The organism is Burkholderia sp. MSMB0856 (assembly GCF_001524645.2).
Lineage (GTDB): Bacteria > Pseudomonadota > Gammaproteobacteria > Burkholderiales > Burkholderiaceae > Burkholderia > Burkholderia diffusa.
In genome coordinates this window covers 232,856-250,549 of the sequence record NZ_CP013429.1, presented here as the reverse complement: position 1 = coordinate 250,549, position 17,694 = coordinate 232,856, and the positions used below count along the sequence as shown (strand labels likewise).

General features: G+C 69.4%; 17 protein-coding genes. 7 read left to right on the top strand and 10 right to left on the bottom strand.

What is annotated here, in order from left to right:
• The first annotated feature begins 7 nt into the window (after positions 1-7).
• The 3 genes from treZ to treY are packed head-to-tail and all read left to right on the top strand — an operon-like array spanning position 8 to position 6,941.
• Positions 8-1,885 carry a malto-oligosyltrehalose trehalohydrolase gene (treZ, locus tag WS87_RS29845; RefSeq protein ID WP_059816972.1) on the top strand — a complete coding sequence of 626 codons (1,878 nt, stop codon included), beginning with the start codon at positions 8-10 and terminating at the stop codon, positions 1,883-1,885.
• The gene (gene malQ, locus WS87_RS29840; RefSeq protein WP_059816974.1) at positions 1,882-4,170 is read left to right on the top strand and encodes a 4-alpha-glucanotransferase; all 2,289 of its coding nucleotides are present in this window, start codon (positions 1,882-1,884) and stop codon (positions 4,168-4,170) included. Before treZ ends, malQ begins: the two co-directional genes overlap by 4 nt.
• Positions 4,167-6,941: a malto-oligosyltrehalose synthase gene (gene treY, locus WS87_RS29835; RefSeq protein WP_059816977.1), complete on the top strand. Its 2,775-nt coding sequence runs from the start codon at positions 4,167-4,169 to the stop codon at positions 6,939-6,941. Before malQ ends, treY begins: the two co-directional genes overlap by 4 nt.
• A 70-nt stretch (positions 6,942-7,011) precedes the next feature.
• On the opposite strand, the gene arsH is transcribed toward treY, so the two are convergent.
• From arsH to WS87_RS29815, 4 genes are all read right to left on the bottom strand, one after another.
• Entirely contained in the window at positions 7,012-7,734 is a 723-nt protein-coding gene (gene arsH / locus WS87_RS29830) for an arsenical resistance protein ArsH (RefSeq protein ID WP_059536933.1), read from the bottom strand.
• A gap of 20 nt (positions 7,735-7,754) precedes the next feature.
• The gene (gene arsB, locus WS87_RS29825; protein ID WP_059816980.1) at positions 7,755-8,825 is read right to left on the bottom strand and encodes an ACR3 family arsenite efflux transporter; all 1,071 of its coding nucleotides are present in this window, start codon (positions 8,823-8,825) and stop codon (positions 7,755-7,757) included.
• Between the two features lie 66 nt (positions 8,826-8,891).
• Positions 8,892-9,386 carry an arsenate reductase ArsC gene (locus WS87_RS29820; RefSeq protein WP_059816983.1) on the bottom strand — a complete coding sequence of 165 codons (495 nt, stop codon included), beginning with the start codon at positions 9,384-9,386 and terminating at the stop codon, positions 8,892-8,894.
• Between the two features lie 21 nt (positions 9,387-9,407).
• A complete protein-coding gene (locus tag WS87_RS29815; RefSeq protein ID WP_059816985.1) occupies positions 9,408-9,743 on the bottom strand; it encodes an ArsR/SmtB family transcription factor in 336 nt (111 codons plus the stop codon).
• Between the two features lie 213 nt (positions 9,744-9,956).
• Here WS87_RS29815 and WS87_RS29810 point away from each other — a divergent pair, with 213 nt between their 5' ends.
• A complete protein-coding gene (locus WS87_RS29810; RefSeq protein ID WP_059816987.1) occupies positions 9,957-11,573 on the top strand; it encodes a Fic family protein in 1,617 nt (538 codons plus the stop codon).
• A gap of 10 nt (positions 11,574-11,583) precedes the next feature.
• Here WS87_RS29810 and WS87_RS29805 read toward each other — a convergent pair whose 3' ends face one another.
• Positions 11,584-11,832: a hypothetical protein gene (locus tag WS87_RS29805; protein ID WP_059816989.1), complete on the bottom strand. Its 249-nt coding sequence runs from the start codon at positions 11,830-11,832 to the stop codon at positions 11,584-11,586.
• 117 nt (positions 11,833-11,949) lie between these two features.
• On the opposite strand from WS87_RS29805, the gene WS87_RS29800 reads away from it, so the two are divergent.
• Positions 11,950-13,200 (top strand): phosphatidylserine decarboxylase family protein, encoded by a 1,251-nt coding sequence (locus WS87_RS29800; RefSeq protein ID WP_059816991.1) that lies wholly within the window; start codon positions 11,950-11,952, stop codon positions 13,198-13,200.
• Between the two features lie 41 nt (positions 13,201-13,241).
• On the opposite strand, the gene WS87_RS29795 is transcribed toward WS87_RS29800, so the two are convergent.
• The 5 genes from WS87_RS29795 to WS87_RS29775 form a co-directional block, all read right to left on the bottom strand.
• On the bottom strand, positions 13,242-13,466 hold the full coding sequence (locus WS87_RS29795; RefSeq protein ID WP_059817360.1) for a hypothetical protein: 225 nt from the start codon (positions 13,464-13,466) through the stop codon (positions 13,242-13,244).
• Positions 13,467-13,729: 263 nt separating this feature from the next.
• Positions 13,730-14,071 carry a DUF1488 domain-containing protein gene (locus tag WS87_RS29790; RefSeq protein ID WP_059816993.1) on the bottom strand — a complete coding sequence of 114 codons (342 nt, stop codon included), beginning with the start codon at positions 14,069-14,071 and terminating at the stop codon, positions 13,730-13,732.
• A gap of 3 nt (positions 14,072-14,074) precedes the next feature.
• Positions 14,075-14,623 (bottom strand): type 1 glutamine amidotransferase domain-containing protein, encoded by a 549-nt coding sequence (locus tag WS87_RS29785; RefSeq protein ID WP_059816995.1) that lies wholly within the window; start codon positions 14,621-14,623, stop codon positions 14,075-14,077.
• A gap of 280 nt (positions 14,624-14,903) precedes the next feature.
• Positions 14,904-15,269: a DUF3022 domain-containing protein gene (locus WS87_RS29780; RefSeq protein WP_059816996.1), complete on the bottom strand. Its 366-nt coding sequence runs from the start codon at positions 15,267-15,269 to the stop codon at positions 14,904-14,906.
• A gap of 91 nt (positions 15,270-15,360) precedes the next feature.
• A complete protein-coding gene (locus WS87_RS29775; protein ID WP_059816998.1) occupies positions 15,361-15,819 on the bottom strand; it encodes a hypothetical protein in 459 nt (152 codons plus the stop codon).
• Between the two features lie 141 nt (positions 15,820-15,960).
• Between WS87_RS29775 and WS87_RS29770 the strand changes: the two genes are divergently transcribed.
• Positions 15,961-16,317 (top strand): DUF3175 domain-containing protein, encoded by a 357-nt coding sequence (locus tag WS87_RS29770; protein WP_059817000.1) that lies wholly within the window; start codon positions 15,961-15,963, stop codon positions 16,315-16,317.
• A 42-nt stretch (positions 16,318-16,359) separates the two neighbouring features.
• The gene (locus WS87_RS29765) at positions 16,360-17,682 is read left to right on the top strand and encodes a cation:proton antiporter (protein ID WP_059817001.1); all 1,323 of its coding nucleotides are present in this window, start codon (positions 16,360-16,362) and stop codon (positions 17,680-17,682) included.
• Positions 17,683-17,694 lie beyond the last annotated feature (12 nt).

Sequence of the window (17,694 nt, the reverse complement as noted above, 5' to 3'; positions counted from 1 at the left end):
TACCGCCATGACGTCACGTACCGCCCCTCCGCCCGGCACGCACGCGTTCGCGTCGTCGTTCGGCGCGACCTGCATCGACGCTATGCACACGCGTTTCCGCCTGTGGGCACCCGCGAGCCGCACGGCCACGGTCGAACTGCATGGCGAGCAGCGAATCCCGATGCCGGCCGCCGGCGACGGCTGGTTCGAGGTCGTCGCGCCGTATGGCCCCGGCACGCTTTACCGCTTCCTGCTCGATGACGGCCTCGCCGTGCCCGATCCCGCGTCGCGCTTTCAGCCCGACGGCGTGCATGGCCCCAGCCAGGTCGTCGATCCGGCCTCGTACCGCTGGCGCAACGACGCATGGCGCGGCCGGCCGTGGCACGAGACGGTGCTGTACGAACTGCACGTCGGCGCGTGCGGCGGCTATGCGAACGTCGAGCGACGCCTGCGGGAGATCGCCGCGCTCGGCGTGACCGCGATCGAGCTGATGCCCGTCAACGCATTCCCCGGCACGCGCAATTGGGGTTACGACGGCGTGCTGCCGTTCGCGCCCGATGCATCGTACGGACGGCCCGAGGAACTGAAGGCGCTCGTCGACGCGGCGCACGGGCTCGGTCTGCAGGTGTTGCTCGACGTCGTGTACAACCATTTCGGCCCTGAGGGCAACCTGCTGCCGCGCTATGCGCCGGAATTCTTCCGCACGGACCGGCAGACCGCATGGGGTCCCGCGATCGACTTCTCGCGTGCGCAGACGAGCACGTTCTTCATCGACAACGCGCTGTACTGGCTCGACGAATTCCGTTTCGACGGCCTGCGCATCGACGCCGCGCATGCGATCGACGACGACGCGTGGCTGCGCGCGCTCGCGCGCCGCGTGCGCACGTACGCGGGCGATGCGCGTCACGTGCATCTGGTGCTCGAGAACGAACGCAATGCGGCGAGCCTGCTCGGGCCTGGCGGCTTCGACGCGCAGTGGAACGACGATTTCCACAACAGCGCGCACGTGCTGCTGACCGGCGAGCGCGACGGCTATTACCGCGCGTACGCCGATGCGCCGCTGCGCCATCTCGCGCGCACGCTCGGCGAAGGGTTCGCGTACCAGGGCGAGCCATCGCCGCTGCACGGCGGCGAGCCGCGCGGCGAGTCGAGCGCGCATTTGCCGCCGACCGCGTTCGTCACGTTCCTGCAGAACCACGATCAGATCGGCAACCGCGCGTTCGGCGAACGGCTGCGCGCGCTCGCGAACGACGACGCGGTACGCGCGGCCACCGCCCTGATGCTGCTCGCGCCGCAGATTCCGCTGCTGTTCATGGGCGAGGAAGACGGCAGCACGCAGCCGTTTCAGTTCTTCACCGACTATCGCGGCGCGCTCGCCGACGCCGTGCGCGAAGGCCGGCGCCGCGAGTTCGCCGCGTTTCCCGCGTTCGCCGATCCCGCGCATCGCGACGCGATTCCCGATCCGAACGACATCGGCACCTTCGTGCGCTCGTCGCCCGGCCATGCCGGTGAGAACGCATGGCCCGACGCCGACGCGTGGCGGCGCTTCTATCGCAGCGCGCTGACCGTGCGCGCGGCGCTCGTGACGCAGCACCTGCCGGGCGCCCGCGTGCTCGGCGTCGAGCTGCTGGCCTGCAATGGCAACGGCGACGGCGCCGCGGAGGCGCTCGTCGCACGCTGGCGGCTCGGCGACGGCAGCACGCTGACGATCGCGTTCAATCCCGGCTCGCACGACGCGATGCTGCCCGCGCTGCCGGTCGGCAAAGTCGTGTTCGAGACGCCGCCGCGCGCACGCGACCGGCTGGCCGACGCGCGGCTGCCCGCGCGCACCTGCATCGCATGGCGCGACGGCGCGGTGAACCACGATGCGCTGAGCCACCGCTCGAACGGGCATACGCGGCCATGACGACCGACGTCGCGATCGCCGAACTCGCGCGTGCGGCCGGGCTGGAGCCCGACTGGATCGATTCGGGCGGCGTCGCCCGGCGAGTGGACGACGACGCGCTCATCGCGCTCGTCGATGCGCTCGGCTGGCCATGCGGCACGCCGATCGAGCGGGTCGACAGCGCGGCGGCGCTCGCCGAAGCGCACGACGCGACGCCGCGCGTCGTGACCGGGGACGCCGGCGCGCCGCTCACGCTGCCGCGCGGTGTCGCGCCGCCCGGCGCGCGCTTCCGGATTTCACTCGAAACGGGCGGACACGTCGACGGGCGCGTGACCGGCGCGGGCGAACACGGCACGCTGCCGCCGCTCGCACTGCCCGGTTATCACGCGCTCGACATCGGCGAGCAACGGATCGGCCTTGCGATCGCGCCGCCGCGGACCCGGCCGTTCGACGCCTGCGACGACGCGCCGGACGCGCAGCGTCGCTGGGGCATCGCGGCTCAGATTTACAGCCTGCGCCGCACGGGCGACGACGGCGCGGGCGACTACACCGCGCTTGCCGCCCTCGCCACGCGCGCGGCGCGGCACGGCGCGCATGCGGTCGCGATCAGTCCGACGCATGCCGGGTATCCGGCGCTGCCCGAACACGACAGTCCGTATTCGCCGTCGTCGCGGCGCTGGCACAACGTCGCGTATCTCGACTGCGATGCGGTGCCGGGGGCCGACATCGTGCGACGAACGCGCGGTGCGGCGCCGGACATGGCGAACGCGAGCGACGCGCCGCTGATCGACTGGCCGCACGTGCTGCCGCTGAAGCTGCGCCGGCTGCGCGCGTGCTTCGACGCGTGGCGCGCGAATGGCGGGCCGTCGCGCGACGCATTTGAGCGATTCCGCGCGGCGGGCGGTGCGGCGCTCGACGCGCATGCGCGCTTCGACGCGCTGCAGGCGTTCTGCATCGAACACGGGATCGGCGCGGACTGGCGGCAATGGCCCGCGCAGTGGCGGACGCCGGCGTCGTCCGAGGTCGACGCCTTCGCGCATGCGCATGCCGAGACGATCGCGTTCCATACGTTCCTGCAATGGTGCGCGTCGGACGCGCTCGGCAACGCGCAGCATGCGGCGCGCGATGCGGGGATGGCGATCGGGCTGATCGCCGATCTCGCGGTCGGCTCCGATCAGGCCGGCAGCGATGCGTGGGCGCACGGCGCGACGTTGCTGCGCGGCGTGTCGGTCGGCGCGCCGCCCGACCTGTTCAATGCGGACGGCCAGGCATGGGGCGTGACGACGTGGACGCCCGCCGCGCTGCGCGCCAACGGCTTCGCGCCGTTCGTCGAGCTGCTGCGCGCGGCCTTCGCGCATGCGGGCGGGATCCGCATCGATCACGTGCTCGGCTTCGCGCGGATGTGGATCGTGCTGGAGGGCCGGTCGCCGCGCGACGGCGCGTACCTGCGCTACCCGTTCGACGATCTCGTGCGGCTCGTCGCACTGGAGGCGGCACGGCATCGCGCGGTCGCGATCGGCGAGGATCTCGGCACGGTGCCGGAAGGATTCCGCGAGCGGCTCGGCGCGCAGGGTATCGCGGGGATGCGCGTGCTGTGGTTCGAACGTGAAGCCGATCGTGCGTTTCGGCCGCCGTCGGCGTGGGATCGCGACACGATCGCGATGACGTCGACGCATGATCTGCCGACCGTGGCCGGCTGGTGGCGTGGCGTCGATCTCGAATGGCGACGGGTCGTGGCCGATGCCGATGCCGCCAAGCATGCAGGCGCAGCGGACCGAAGCGGCCACGTGCAGCGCGTCGCGCGTGCACGCAATGCCGGCGACGACATCGGTCGCGCCGCGGCCGCACACGGCTCGGGCCGCGACGAACGGAACGATCCGGTCATGCGTGACGATACGCCGGCCACGGATGGCAGCCACGGCGCGCCCTCCGCACCGGACACACGGTCGCCCGCCCCGCACCTCGCGGCCGCCCGGGCCGAACGTGCCACCGACCGCGCGATGCTGTGGCGCGCGTTGCAGCACGCGGGCTGCGCACCGGCGAGCGATCCGATCCCGCCCGCCGATGCGCCGCCCGTCGGCGCCGTCCTCGCGTACGTCGCGCGCAGCCCGTCGCCGCTCGCAATCGTGCCGCTCGAGGATCTGCTCGCACTACCCGAACAACCGAACCTGCCCGGCCCGCCATGCGGCCATCCGAACTGGCTGCGCCGGCTGCCGCGCACGGTCGACGCGCTGTTCGACGCCGACGTACGCACACGCATCGCGGCGATCGAGCGCGCGCGTGACGCACCGGAGGACGACGCATGACCCCGCGCGCGACCCTCCGGTTGCAACTGCATGCAGGCTTCACGTTCGACGACGCGGCCGCGCACGCGGACTATTTCGCGCGGCTCGGCGTGAGCCACCTGTACCTGTCGCCGATCACGACGGCCGAGCCCGGCTCGACGCACGGCTACGACACCGTCGACCATCGCGCGATCAACGCGGAACTCGGCGGCGAAGCCGGCTTCCGCCGCCTCGTCGACGCGCTGCGTGCGCGCGGCCTCGGCGTGATCGTCGATATCGTGCCGAACCACATGGGCGTCGGCGGCGCATCGAACGGCTGGTGGAACGACGTGCTCGAATGGGGGCCGGCCAGCCCGTACGCGCACTACTTCGACATCGACTGGCATCCGCCCGATGCGGCACTCGACGGCAAGGTGCTGCTGCCCTGCCTCGGCGCGCCGTACGGCGACGCGCTCGCGGCAGGCGACATCACGCTGGGCGCCGATCCTTCGGCCGGATGCTTTTTCATTGCATGCCTGGGCAGGAAGTTGCCGGTCGCCGCCGCCACTTATGCGGAAATCCTGCGCATCACCAATCGCGCGGACCTGAACGCCCTCGCCGAGCGTTTCGCTGCCGCGGCGATACGCGGCAGCGCGCGCCTGGCGGATGCGCACACGGCGCTGCGCGACTACGCCGCCACCCACGGCCCGCATGCGTTCGACGCGATCCTGCGCGGCGCCGATCCGCGCCGCGCGCGCTCGCGCGCGTGCCTGCACCGGCTGCTCGAACGCCAGCATTACCGGCTCGCATGGTGGCGCACGGCCGCCGACGAACTGAACTGGCGGCGCTTCTTCGACATCGCGACGCTCGCGGCCGTGCGCGTCGAGGACGAAGCGGTGTTCGACGCGGTGCACGCGCTGCCATTGGAACTTCATGCGGCCGGCTTCATCGACGGGCTGCGCGTCGATCACGTCGACGGCCTCGCCGACCCGCGCGCGTATTGCCGGCGCCTGCATGCGCGGCTCGCCGCGCAGCGCGACGAACGGCCGTATGTCGTCGTCGAGAAGATTCTCGCGCCGGGCGAGACGCTGCGCGAGGACTGGCGCGTCGACGGCACGACCGGCTACGACTTCATGAACGACGTCGCCGCGCTGCTGCACGACCCGGCCGGCGCCGCGCCGCTCGCCGCGCACTGGGCAGCCGTGTCGGGGTCGACGCGCTCGTTCGCTCGGGAAGCGGTGGCCGGCAAGCGGCGCGTGCTGACTCGGCAGCTGGCGGGCGAGCATGACCGCGTCGCGCGGGCGTTGCACCGTGTCGCCCGCGCCGCACCCGCGACGCGCGACATCAGCAGGATTGCGATCCATCGGGTGCTGGGCGAGCTCGCCGTGCATCTGCCCGTGTACCGGATGTACCCGACCCTCGGCGAAGAGGCGACCGCCTCCGATCGCCGCGTGCTGGCGCGCGCGTACGACGCGGCGTGCGCGGCGATCGATCCGTCCGACCGCTATGCGCTCGATCGCGTCGCCGGCTGGCTCGGGCTGCCCGGCACGCGCGTGCCGCGCGCGGATGCCGCCGCGCTGCACGCGGCGCGTGTCGCGTTCGCGCAGCTCACCGCGCCGCTTGCCGCGAAGGGCGTCGAGGACACGGCCAACTATCGCTACGGACGGCTGCTGTCGCGCAACGAGGTCGGCGCCGATGCCGGCGAGTTCAGCCTGTCGCGCGGCGCGTTCCATGCACGCAACCGGCGTCGCGCGCGCACCGTTCCGCATACGCTCGTCGCGACGGCGACGCACGATCACAAGCGCGGCGAGGATGCGCGCGTGCGGCTCGCGGTGCTGAGCGAAGTGCCGGACCTGTGGCGCACGGTGTCGCTCGACTGGTCCGCGTTGAACCTGCCTCGGCGCGGCGGCGCACATCGCGATCTTGCCTGGACGCCGGGGCCTTCCGCGGAGGCAATGCTGTACCAGACACTCGTCGGCTGCTGGCCGCCGGGGCTCGCGCCGGACGATGCGGCCGGACTCGCGGCGCTCACGGAGCGCGTGGTGCGATGGCAGACGAAGGCGCTGCGCGAGGCGAAACGGTACACGGACTGGCTCGCGCCGGACGCGGACTACGAGCGCGCTTGCGAGGCGTTCGTCCGCGCGATCCTGACGCCGCACGGCACGGGCGATTTCGTGCATCGACTGCATGCGTTCGTCGCGCGGCTCGCGCCGGCCGGCGTCGTCAACGGTCTCGCGCAGGCGACGTTGCGGATGGCGTCGCCGGGCGTGCCCGATCTGTATCAAGGTACCGAGTCATGGGATCACTCGCTCGTCGATCCGGACAATCGGCGCGACGTGCCGTTTGAGAAGCTGGCGGCCGAGCGGGTCGACGAGCCGGTCGCCGCGTACCTGCGCGACTGGCCCGATGCGCGGGTAAAGCGCGCGCTCGTCGAGCGGATGCTCGCGTTGCGCACGCGCTGGCCGAGGACGTTTACAGATGGCGCGTACGTGCCGCTGCGCGTGCGCGGAAAACTCGGGCGGCATGCCGTGGCCTTCGCGCGTCGCGACGAGGCTGCGACGGTCGTGGTCGCGGTGACGCGGCTTGCGTGCCGCCTACTCGGCGAAGCACCGGAGTTGCCGCGCGTGGAACCGCGGGAATGGGGCGATACGGCCGTAGTCGTGCCGCACGGCGCCGGCGAGCGGTGGATCGACTGGCTGAGCGACGGAAGCGAAGTCGCGGCGCCGGACGGCGTGATCCGGCTCGATCGCTGTCTGGCCGCATTGCCGGTTGCGGTGCTGGTGGCCATCGATACGAAGGGCCCGCGAACGTAATCGGTTTTCTGCGAAGGCGGCCAGCGCCTCGAGGCCCCCCTTCTCACCGAGCTCCAGTTACCCGTAAGGTTCAAATCGCCCGCTGATTCACCCGCTTCGACAATGCCTCCGCGCTCTCCTTGCGCTCGCTGTACCGGTCGACCAGATACGGACCGATATCGCGCGTCAGTAGCGTGAACTTCACCAGTTCCTCCATCACGTCGACCACGCGATCGAAATAGGCCGACGGCTTCATCCGCCCTGCTTCGTCGAATTCCATGAACGCCTTGGCCACCGACGACTGGTTCGGGATCGTCAGCATGCGCATCCAGCGCCCGAGCACGCGCATCTGGTTCACCGCGTTGAACGACTGCGAGCCGCCGCTGACCTGCATCACCGCGAGCGTCTTGCCCTGCGTCGGCCGCACGGCGCCGACCGACAGCGGAATCCAGTCGATCTGCGACTTCATGATGCCGGTCATCGCACCGTGTCGTTCCGGCGAGCACCACACCATCCCTTCCGACCACAGCACCAGTTCGCGCAGCTCGACGACCTTCGGGTGGCTCTCCGGCGCATCGTCGGGCAACGGCAGGCCGCTCGGATTGAACACGCGCACCTCGGCACCCATCGCCGTGAGCAGGCGCTCGGCCTCCTCGACCAGCAGGCGGCTGAACGAACGCTCGCGCAGCGAACCGTACAGCAGCAGGAAACGCGGCGGATGCGTGGACGGCGACGCCGGCCGCAAGCGGCTCGCGTCCGGCACGCGGAAGAGTTCGGGGTCGAGTTGCGGCAGGTCGGTCAGTCGGTCGGTCATGGATGGATTCCGTGGTTGGCTCATGCGCGCTCGTACCAGCCCTTCGACCGGTTCACGATGCGCACCACCAGCAGCATGACCGGCACCTCGATCAGCACGCCGACGACGGTCGCGAGCGCCGCGCCGGAGTGGAAACCGAACAGGCTGATCGCGGCCGCGACGGCGAGCTCGAAGAAATTGGATGCGCCGATCAGCGCGGACGGGCACGCGACGTTGTGCTTCTCGCCCACCGCGCGGTTGAGCCAGTATGCGAGCGCCGCGTTGAAGAACACCTGGATCAGGATCGGCACCGCGAGCAGCGCGATCACCAGCGGCTGCCTGAGGATCGCCTCGCCCTGGAACGCGAACAGCAGCACGAGCGTCGCGAGCAGCGCGGCGATCGACCACGGGCCGATCCTCGCCATCGCGGCATCGAACGCCGCCTGCCCGCTCCGCATCAGCCGCTTGCGCCAGAGCTGCGCGAGGATCACCGGAATCACGATGTAGAGCAGCACCGACGTGAGCAGCGTCGCCCACGGCACGGTAATCGCGGACATCCCCAGCAGCAGCCCGACCAGCGGCGCGAACGCGATCACCATGATGCTGTCGTTCAGCGCGACCTGCGACAGCGTGAACAGCGGATCGCCGCCCGTGAGCCGGCTCCACACGAACACCATCGCCGTGCACGGCGCGGCGGCCAGCAGGATCAGGCCGGCGACGTAGCTGTCGAGCTGGTCCGCCGGCAGCATCGGCGCGAACAGCTGGCGGATGAACAGCCAGCCGAGGAAAGCCATCGAGAACGGCTTGACGAGCCAGTTCACGGCGAGCGTGACGCCGATCCCCTTCACGTGCTGCCGCACTTCATGCAACGCGCCGAAGTCGACCTTCACGAGCATCGGGATGATCATCACCCAGATCAGCAACCCGACCGGCAGGTTCACCTGCGCGTACTCGATGCGGCCGATCCGCTGGAACAGGCCGGGCAGCACCTGGCCAAGCGCGATGCCGGCGACGATGCACAGCGCGACCCAGACCGTCAGATAGCGTTCGAAGAAGTTGATCGCCGGCTTCGCGGCGGCGTTGCAAGGCGGGATGGTGTTGGACGTATTCATCGGACAGGATTCGATGCTGGAAAAACGCACGCGGCACGCGGGTTCGAGCGTGCCGCGTGCGGGCGCTCAGTTCCGCGAGATGTCGGTCAACGCCGCCTGGAGTTCGGCGTCGCTCATCCGGTCGAGCGGCAACGCCAGCAGTTGCAGCATCCGGTAACCGATCGCCTCGCGCGTCAGTTCGAACGCGAGCCGCTTGCCTGCATCGCCGCCCTCGGCGTTCGACGGATCGGCGTAGCCCCAGTGCACTTTCACCGGGCTGCCGGGCCAGTACGGGCAAGCCTCCGCAGCCGCGCTGTCGCATACCGTGATGACGACGCGCATCCGCGGCGCGCCGTCGCCGACGAATTCGTCCCAGCTCTTGCTGCGGTATCCACCGACGTCGACGCCCGCGCGCGTCAGCGCGTCCAGCGCGAACGGATTGAGCCGGCCGCTCGGCGCGCTGCCGGCGCTGTAGGCGCGCACGTCGCGGCCGAGTTTCGCGGCCCAGTGATTGAGCATGCCCTCCGCGAGCACGCTGCGGGCGGAGTTGTGGGTGCAGAGGATCAGGACGTTGGTGGTCATCGGGGGGGCTGGGAGGTGTGCTTACGTTGGGTCGGAGCAGGCGGTCGAACAGGCGGAGGCCGGCGTGCACGGATTGCCACCGCAGCAGTTCTCGGTCAGGTAGCCGATCAGCCCGTTCATCGTCGCGAAGTTCGCGCAATAGAACACGAAGCGGCCTTCCTGGCGGCTCGTGACGAGTTGCGCGTGGGCCAGTTCCTTCAGATGAAACGACAGCGACGATGGCGGCACGTCGAGCAGCGTCGCGATTTGCCCGGCAGGCAAGCCCGACGGGCCGGCCTGCACGAGCGCGCGGAATACGGCGAGGCGCGACTCATGCGCGAGGGCCGACAGGGCGGCGATGGTCTGGTTCGTTTCCATTTTTCGATAATACTCGAAATATGGAAATGAAGAAATCGGCGTTGCCGATACTGAGGGCGCCAACGATCGCCCCTCTATTCTCGCGCGTAATCAGTTTTGTGGAACTACGGTGCGATACAATCGTTTTTGTTCAGATCCGGTAGCATATAATCGTTTTTGTACGTCCGTAATCGATTTTGCGCGTCGACCGGTCCGGCTGACAGGAGCTTGCATATGACCGAACTGCCCGACAATCCGATTGGTGCCGCCTGGCTCATGGCACATTGCGATATCAATCCGATGGCGCGACTTCCCGTCATCAGTCGCTGGGGAGGACGGCGCGCAACCGAAGTCGTCGATGGATATCGGCTCGAGACCTATCCGGATTCGATGCGTCCGGCAGACAACATCGCGGCCCATCTCCAGTTTCATCTTCGCCACGAGGTACCGCAACTCGAGTTTCTGGCTCGCCTGTTCGGGCAATTGGGGCCGGCGTCCGTGCAGGACTGGATCGATGCCGAGCCTACCGGACAATACGCCCGTCGCGCCGCCTTCCTGTACGAATGGCTGACCGGCAACACGTTGCGTGTCCCCGATCGAACGGGCGGCAACTATGTCGACCTGCTGGACGACAGCAAAATGGTCACCGCTTCGCGCGACCGTATCGTGAAAAATCCGCGATGGCGCGTAAACGACAATCTCCCGGGCACACGCTACTTCTGCCCGATCCTCGTCAAGACACCCTCCTTCATGCAGGCCACCGCGCTCGACGTGTCGCGTCTGTTCGCCGATCTCACCGCGGAATTCGGCGAGGATCTTCTGATGCGGGCGGCAGCGTGGATGACCTTGCGAGAAAGTAGAGCAAGCTTCGCCATCGAAGGCGAGGCGGATCGCCTCACCCGGATTCAGCGCTTTGCCGACGTGCTGGCGAGACGTACCGCGCAGGGGGAGCAGCCGCTGACGGACCGGGCGTTAGCCGAATTGCAGCGGGAAATCCTCGGCGAACGCACCACACTTACGCATTTCGGTTTCCGCCAGTCACCCGTATTCGTCGGAGAAACCGTACGCTTCAACGAGATCGTCCACTACGTAGCGCCCGTACAAGACGACGTGCCGGTCATGCTCGACGGCCTTCGCGTGTTCCTGCAGCGCACCGCGGGCCAGTCTCCGGTCATGCGCAGCGCCGTTGCAGCCTTCGGCTTCGTCTACATCCATCCGCTTGCCGACGGAAACGGCCGTGTCCATCGCTTTCTGATCAACGATGTCCTGCGACGAGACGGCGCCATTCCGGAACCCGTGATTCTCCCGATTTCCGCGGTCATCATGGACGACGCGGGCGAACGCCGCGGGTACGACAAGGTGCTGGACCACGTGTCCGCTCCGCTGATGGCGAACGTGCGCTCGAACGTATCGTTCGCCGCAGCTCAGACCACCTATCCCGACGGTGTCGTATCCAACTTCGCGTTCGACGGCGAGCAGCTGGCCCGGCCGCTATGGCGCTATCCGGACCTGAGCCCGCACGTGCAATACCTTGCCAATATCGTCAAACGCACGTTGACCGAACACATGCGAGAAGAATCGCGTTATCTGCGCAGTCACGCGCGCGCCCGGCAGGCAATCAAGGAGATCGTCGAAATGCCGGATCATCAGGCCGATCGGCTTCTCCGCTCAATCGAGCAAAACCGCGGGCAACTCAGCAACGTTCTGGCCAAGGAAATGCCTGTCCTGCAGCAAACCGGCATTTGGCCCGCCATCGTGGACGCCGTATCGTCAGCCCTCCGCGACGACGATTCGATCGATCCTGCGCTCGTCGATCGCTATCGGCCGGAGCGGCCGGCGGGCCAGCAATAAGCGCTCGAAGTCACGACCACTCTTCCGGCGGCATCGCGCCGCCGTCGTCCTCCCAATGCGGCTCGCCGGTCTCGCGATCGCGGCTCGGCGCCACGGGGCCGTTCCCGCCGCCGCGTTCGGCCCGCCGCGCGTTATGTGACGTCGACGCGCGCACCCGTGCCCGCGTGCGGGTCGGTGCCACGGTCCGCTGTTCGCCGCTGCGGCGCTCGGCGGTCGATGCCGCATCGTTCGTCTGTCGCACATTCGAAGCTGCGCTCATGTGTCCTCTCCTGAGTCGGTGAAAGCATCCGTCGCCCGAGCGCAGCAATTTCGATGCCGCGCACCGGGCAAGCGCCTTGCTATCTGCGTTCGTATCGCAACCTTGCCGGAGGTGACCATGCCGACCGATCCCAGCCCGTCGCCCGCCACACGCCATCGCCTCGGCGAATGGATGGCCCGCGAGGAATCGCACATGGCCGCGTATCGCGAAGCGATCGCGAACGACGCACGCGCGCATGCGGGCGAACGGCTGCGCACGCCGGCCGTGCAGGAACTGGCGCGGCTGTTCGACGACGACGCGGTGCTGCGCATGAGCCTGACCCGCGCGATCGACGAGGCACGCGAAGCGGGCCGCACGCTCGGCTACGCATCGATCGGCGAACTGATGACGGTGATCGATCACCTGATGACCTACACGCCGCCATTCAGCGAAACGAGCCTGATCGTGTGCCCGCTGAACGCGTTCCTCGACTGGCCGATGTGCATGCCGTCGGGCCACGCGGCGTTTCGCGACGCGGCGGTCAACGCGCACCTGAAGCAGGTGCTGAACGTGTGGTGCGATTTCCTCGGCGGCCCGCATTCGCGCGCGCATCTCGACACGTCGCCGCCCGACGGCTGGTTCTGCGACGAAGCGCGCAAGCGCCTCGGCCTGTCGCAGTTCCAGTATCGCGAGGACCAGCCGCACTGGGGCTTCGACTCGTGGAACGACTTCTTCACGCGACGCTTTCGCGCGGGCGCGCGGCCGGTCGCGGCGCCGGACGATGCGCACGTGATCGTCAGCGCATGCGAGGCCGCGCCGTATCACACCGCGTCGAACGTGAAGATCCGCGACACGTTCTGGATCAAGGGCCAGCCTTACTCGCTGCGCGACATCTTCACGCCCGCGCGGCTGCCGCTCGCCGAACGGTTCGTCGGCGGCGATCTGTACCAGGCGTATCTGAGCGCATACAACTATCACCGCTGGCACGCGCCGGTGCGCGGCACCGTCACGCATGCGTACCGGGTCGACGGCACCTACTATTCCGTCGCCGAGGCGGAAGGCCCGGACCCGGCCGGCCTCAACGATTCGCAGGGCTACATGACGGCCGTCGCCGCGCGCGCGATCGTCGCGATCGACTGCGACGATCCCGGGATCGGGACCGTCGCGGCCGTGTTCGTCGGCATGGGCGACGTCTCGTCCTGCATCGTCGAAGTCGTGCCGGGGCAACGCGTCGACAAGGGCGACGAGATCGGCTATTTCCAGTACGGCGGCTCGACCTGCTGCCTGCTGTTCGAAACCGGCGTGATCGACCGCTTCCCGTTCGCGCCGCCATTCGACGGCGATACACCGGTCGTGCAGGTCAACGCGCCGGTTGCGATCGCACGCTGAACCGCGCGCCGGCCACGCGTGCGGGTGTCATGCATCGCGTGTCACGCGTCGAGATCGCCGGCGTCGTGGCCGTCGTGCCGCTGCACGCACCGGACGACGGTCAACCCGTCGGCGGTCAGCGCGGGGCGGCTCGCACCCGACGCGTCGGGACGCATCACGATCAACTGTCGTTCGACCAGCGCGACGATGTCCTCGCGGTCGGTCTGGATCTGTTCCGGTGCGCGATGCACCAGGAACAGCGCGGCAAATTCATGGGCGGTCAGCATGCTCGTTTCCCCGTTGACGGCTTCGCACGATGCGGCGGCGGCATCGCGGCGACGCACGGCGCGAAACGTGCGCCGGCGACGACAGAAGCATGCAGGGAGCGTGCCAGATTGTGGGACGCGGCCGCCCCCGTGCGCGACTGGCGCGCGGCGCGATGTGTCACCGCAAACCGCGTGACGACCGCTGCAAAGTTTTCAATGGTGTGTAAGCGAGCATGCGCACGGTGCGCCGGCCGGCCAGCGCCGGCATTCCGCAGCCGCGCGGATCACGACTTCCTCGAACGAAACAGCCCGGCCCGCGCCGTTTTGCCCGCCGCCTTGTCGCGCACGCGGAAATAGCCGCTGTGCAGTTCCACGCCGCCCTTGCCGTCCGCGAGCACGTCCTCGCACGCGGCCTCGATGCGCGCGCGGCCGCGCTCGAACGCGTCGCGCAGGTCGGCTTCGAGCGCGGAGCTGGCGCCGAAATGGTCCTCGAGCGCTTCGACCGTGATCGCGCACGTGAGCGGCTTCCCGTCGACCTCGACGACGAAACGCATCTGCAGCGCCGCGCCGTCGAACTCGGGCGGCGCGTCGGTCAGCGTCACGTGACGGACGGAATCGGCCGGCATCGCTCAACCTCCCCGCGACGCGAGACACTGCACCAGCGCGCCGTTGAATGCGGGCAGATCGTCGGGCTTGCGGCTCGTGATCAGGTTGCCGTCGCGCACGACCTCCTGGTCGACCCACTTGCCGCCCGCGTTGCGGATGTCGTCCTGCAGGCTCGGCCAGCTCGTCATCGTGCGGCCGTCCACCAGCCCGGACGATACGAGCAACCAGCCGCCGTGACAGATCGCGGCGATCGGCTTGCCCGCACCGACCGCCGCCGTCACGAATTCGCGCGCGGCCGGCAGCATCCGGATCGCGTCGCCGTTGACGACGCCGCCCGGCAGCACGACCGCGTCGTAGTCGCCTTCGCGCGCATCGTCGAAGGTACGGTCGACCTTCACGCGCTCGCCCTTGTCGACGTGCCTGAGCCCCTGGATCTCGCCGCGCTTCTGCGAAATCACGTCGACCTGCGCGCCTTCGGCCGCGAGCGCGCGCTGCGGCTCGACGAGTTCGGCTTCCTCGAAGCCGTCGACCGCGAGTATCGCCACCTTGCAATGGTCCAGCTTGCCGATCATGGAGCGCCCCCCTGTTGATGTTGCGGCACCCGTCGTGCCGTTCTCATCGCGCAGCAATTTGCGTGCCGCGCGTACGATCGCGTCGATGGGGCGCGACCCGCAATCGCCGGGCGGCCTCACGCACGCGCGCCGCGGCGTGACGCGTGCGGGCCGGCGTCACGCCGCCCCGCGCGGCCTCTGCAAAGATTTCAACAGGATGTAATGCGACTGCCGGCGACTGGCGCCCGGCGCCGTCATGCAAGGCCGCGCCCGTGCGCGGGTCGCTATCGGCCCGACACGCTCACTGCAAGTGACGCGCCGCATCGAGCATCGCGTCGGTCAGCTCGACCGTCAGCGTCAGGTCCTCGGTGACGTCGGGCAGCGTGTCGAGCGTGGCCTGCACGGCATCGTGCAGCATTGCGTGCACGCGCATCCGCGCGCCGTCGTCGAGATCCGCATAGCGCTCCATCGTGTCGCAGTCGAGTGCGAGCACCACGGCGTGCCGCGCGGTATCGGGCGGTGCATCGGGCGCCAAGGCCCAGGCCGCATGAAACGTGATCCTGCCGGTCTCGACGTCGAGATGCACCGTCGTATCGAGATCGTCGGTATCGACCGCGTCGGTGTCCAGGTCGTCGTCGTCGAGCGAGATCCGTGAATTCGATTGCATGATGTCCTCCTGCGTGGTGGCGGTGTGCCGGCCCCGCGGCCGACGCCAGCCATCGCGCCGCGCCGGTCGCGCCGGCGCGACACCGTGATCGTCAATAGCCGCTGGAACCTGCGCCGCCCGTACCTCCCGTACCTCCCGTACCTCCCGTACCTCCCGTACCTCCCGTACCGCCTGCGCCGCCGCCCGCGCCCGTCGCGCCCGCCCCCGCGCTGCCGCCGCCATTGGAGCCGCCCGTGCTGCCGCTGCCGCCGGTGCCGGCGCCGCTCGGGCCGCCCGGCTTGGTGCGCACATGCGGGCGCGCGTGCGAACGCATGGCGCGCGGCTCCTGCATGCGGGTCGCGGGCGGCGGCGCCGCCGTATTGCCGTTCGACATGCCGCCGCCGGCGCCCTGAGCCGATGTGTCCGGCGGCGACAGGATCGGCGCGCCGGTGCCCTCGTCGGAACGCTGCGAATTCTGTGCCCATGCGGCCGGTGCGGCCGCGACGAGTGCGACAGCCGCACACGCAAGGATCCGGCGCGCGGCACATTTCGATTCGAATACTGGCTTCATGGAACGTTCTCCCTCAATGGAATCGCTGTCGTGAAATTTCCTGCGTCCCTGGTTCAGCAAGGCACGTGCCGTCGGCGACGCGCGGCACGCGATTTGCGCGTTCCACGACCAGCCCATCCCGATCCCGTACGGAGCCCTGTCATGCCTTCAGCTTCAACTTCCCATCCGCACGGCAAACGCGTGACGCGCCGCCCCGGCCGCGCGCGCAGCAACGATCCGCATCATCGCAAGCGCTGGTCCGCCGACGTCATGAAAAAGAGCGATGCGCTGGACATCGAACCCGCGATCTTCAAGTCCGACGACCCGGGCGAGATCGCGGCGTCGCTCAAGCGCTCCGCCGAACACAGCCGCCGCCGCAAAGCGCCGCCGTTCCAGTCGGCGATGTCGATGCTCAACTTCTATCTGAACCGCGCGGGCCGCAACCTGCCGAAAACACGCCGCGCGACGCTCGAACGCGCGAAGCGGAAACTGCGCGAGGCGTTCGGCCGCAAGCCGTGACGCCCCCCGCCCGCTCCGTATCGACTTGCTCCGCCTGCACGCATGCATGAAACGCTGTGGTATCTGATCGTCGGCGCGGTGCTGATGGGCATGGGCGTCGCGACGTCGGCGCTGCGTCACCTGCCCTGCAGCAGCGCGATGATCTATCTCGCGCTCGGCGTCGCACTCGGCCCGTCCGGGGCCGGGCTCCTGCATCTCGACATCGAACGCGACGCGCCGCTTTTACGCGAGATCGTCGAAGTCGCGCTGCTGGTGTCGCTGTTCGCGATCGGGCTGCGGCTGCGCGTGCCGCTGTCCGACCCGTTGTGGCTCGTGCCCTGCCGGCTCGGCCTGCTCGCGATGATCGTCACCGTGCCGCTGCTCGCCGGCTGCGCGGTGCTGACGCTCGGGCTCGGCTGGGGTCCCGCGCTGCTGCTCGCGGCGATCCTCGCGCCGACCGACCCGGTGCTCGCGCACGACGTGCAGGTGCACGATCCCGGCGACCGCGACCTGGTGCGCTTCGCGCTGTCCGGCGAAGGCGGGCTGAACGACGGCATCGCGCTGCCGTTCGCGCTCGCGGGCCTCGCGCTGTGCGGCGTGCCCGACACGCCGCACGCGCGGCCGGCGCTGACGGGCGCGTTCGCGCTGGCCGCGCTGTGGGGCATCGCGGGCGCGGCCGCGATCGGCGGCGTGCTCGGCGCGGCCGCCACCAAGGCGATCGGCTGGCTGCGCACCCGCCACGCGCAGGCGCTCGGCTTCGAAGGCTTCTTCGCGCTCGCGCTGATCGTGCTGTCGTTCGGCGCCGCGCAGCTCGCGAATACCTTCGGCTTCATCGCGACGTTCGCCGCGGGTGTCGCGATGCGCCGCGTCGAGCATCGCGCGAGCGGCGACCGGCGCCCGCGCGAAGTGATCGGCCGGATCGATTCGGAAGACGTGGTCGCGACCGAGAAGCATCCGGAGAAGGTCCACGCGTTCATGACCGAATCGGTGCTGGACTTCACGATCGAGCTCGAACGCATCGCCGAGGCGCTCATCATGACGATCATCGGCAGCGTGCTCACGACGCTGTCGGTGCCGCTCATGACGTGGGGCGCTATCGCGCTCGCCCTCGTGCTGTTCGTGGCCGTGCGGCCGCTCGCCGTGCTGCTGTCGCTGACCGGCTCGCACGCGACCCACGCGCAGCGGCGGCTGATGGCGTGGTTCGGGATACGCGGAATCGGCTCGTTCTATTACCTGCTGTTCGCGCTCGAACACGGGCCGTCCAGCGCGGTGCGCCCGCTCGCGGCGCCGGTGCTGGCCGTCGTGTCGGCGTCGGTGATCGCGCACGGCGTATCCGCGACCCCGCTGATGGACTGGTATTACCGCCTGCAGCAGCGCCGGCGCTGACCGCGCCGGCGA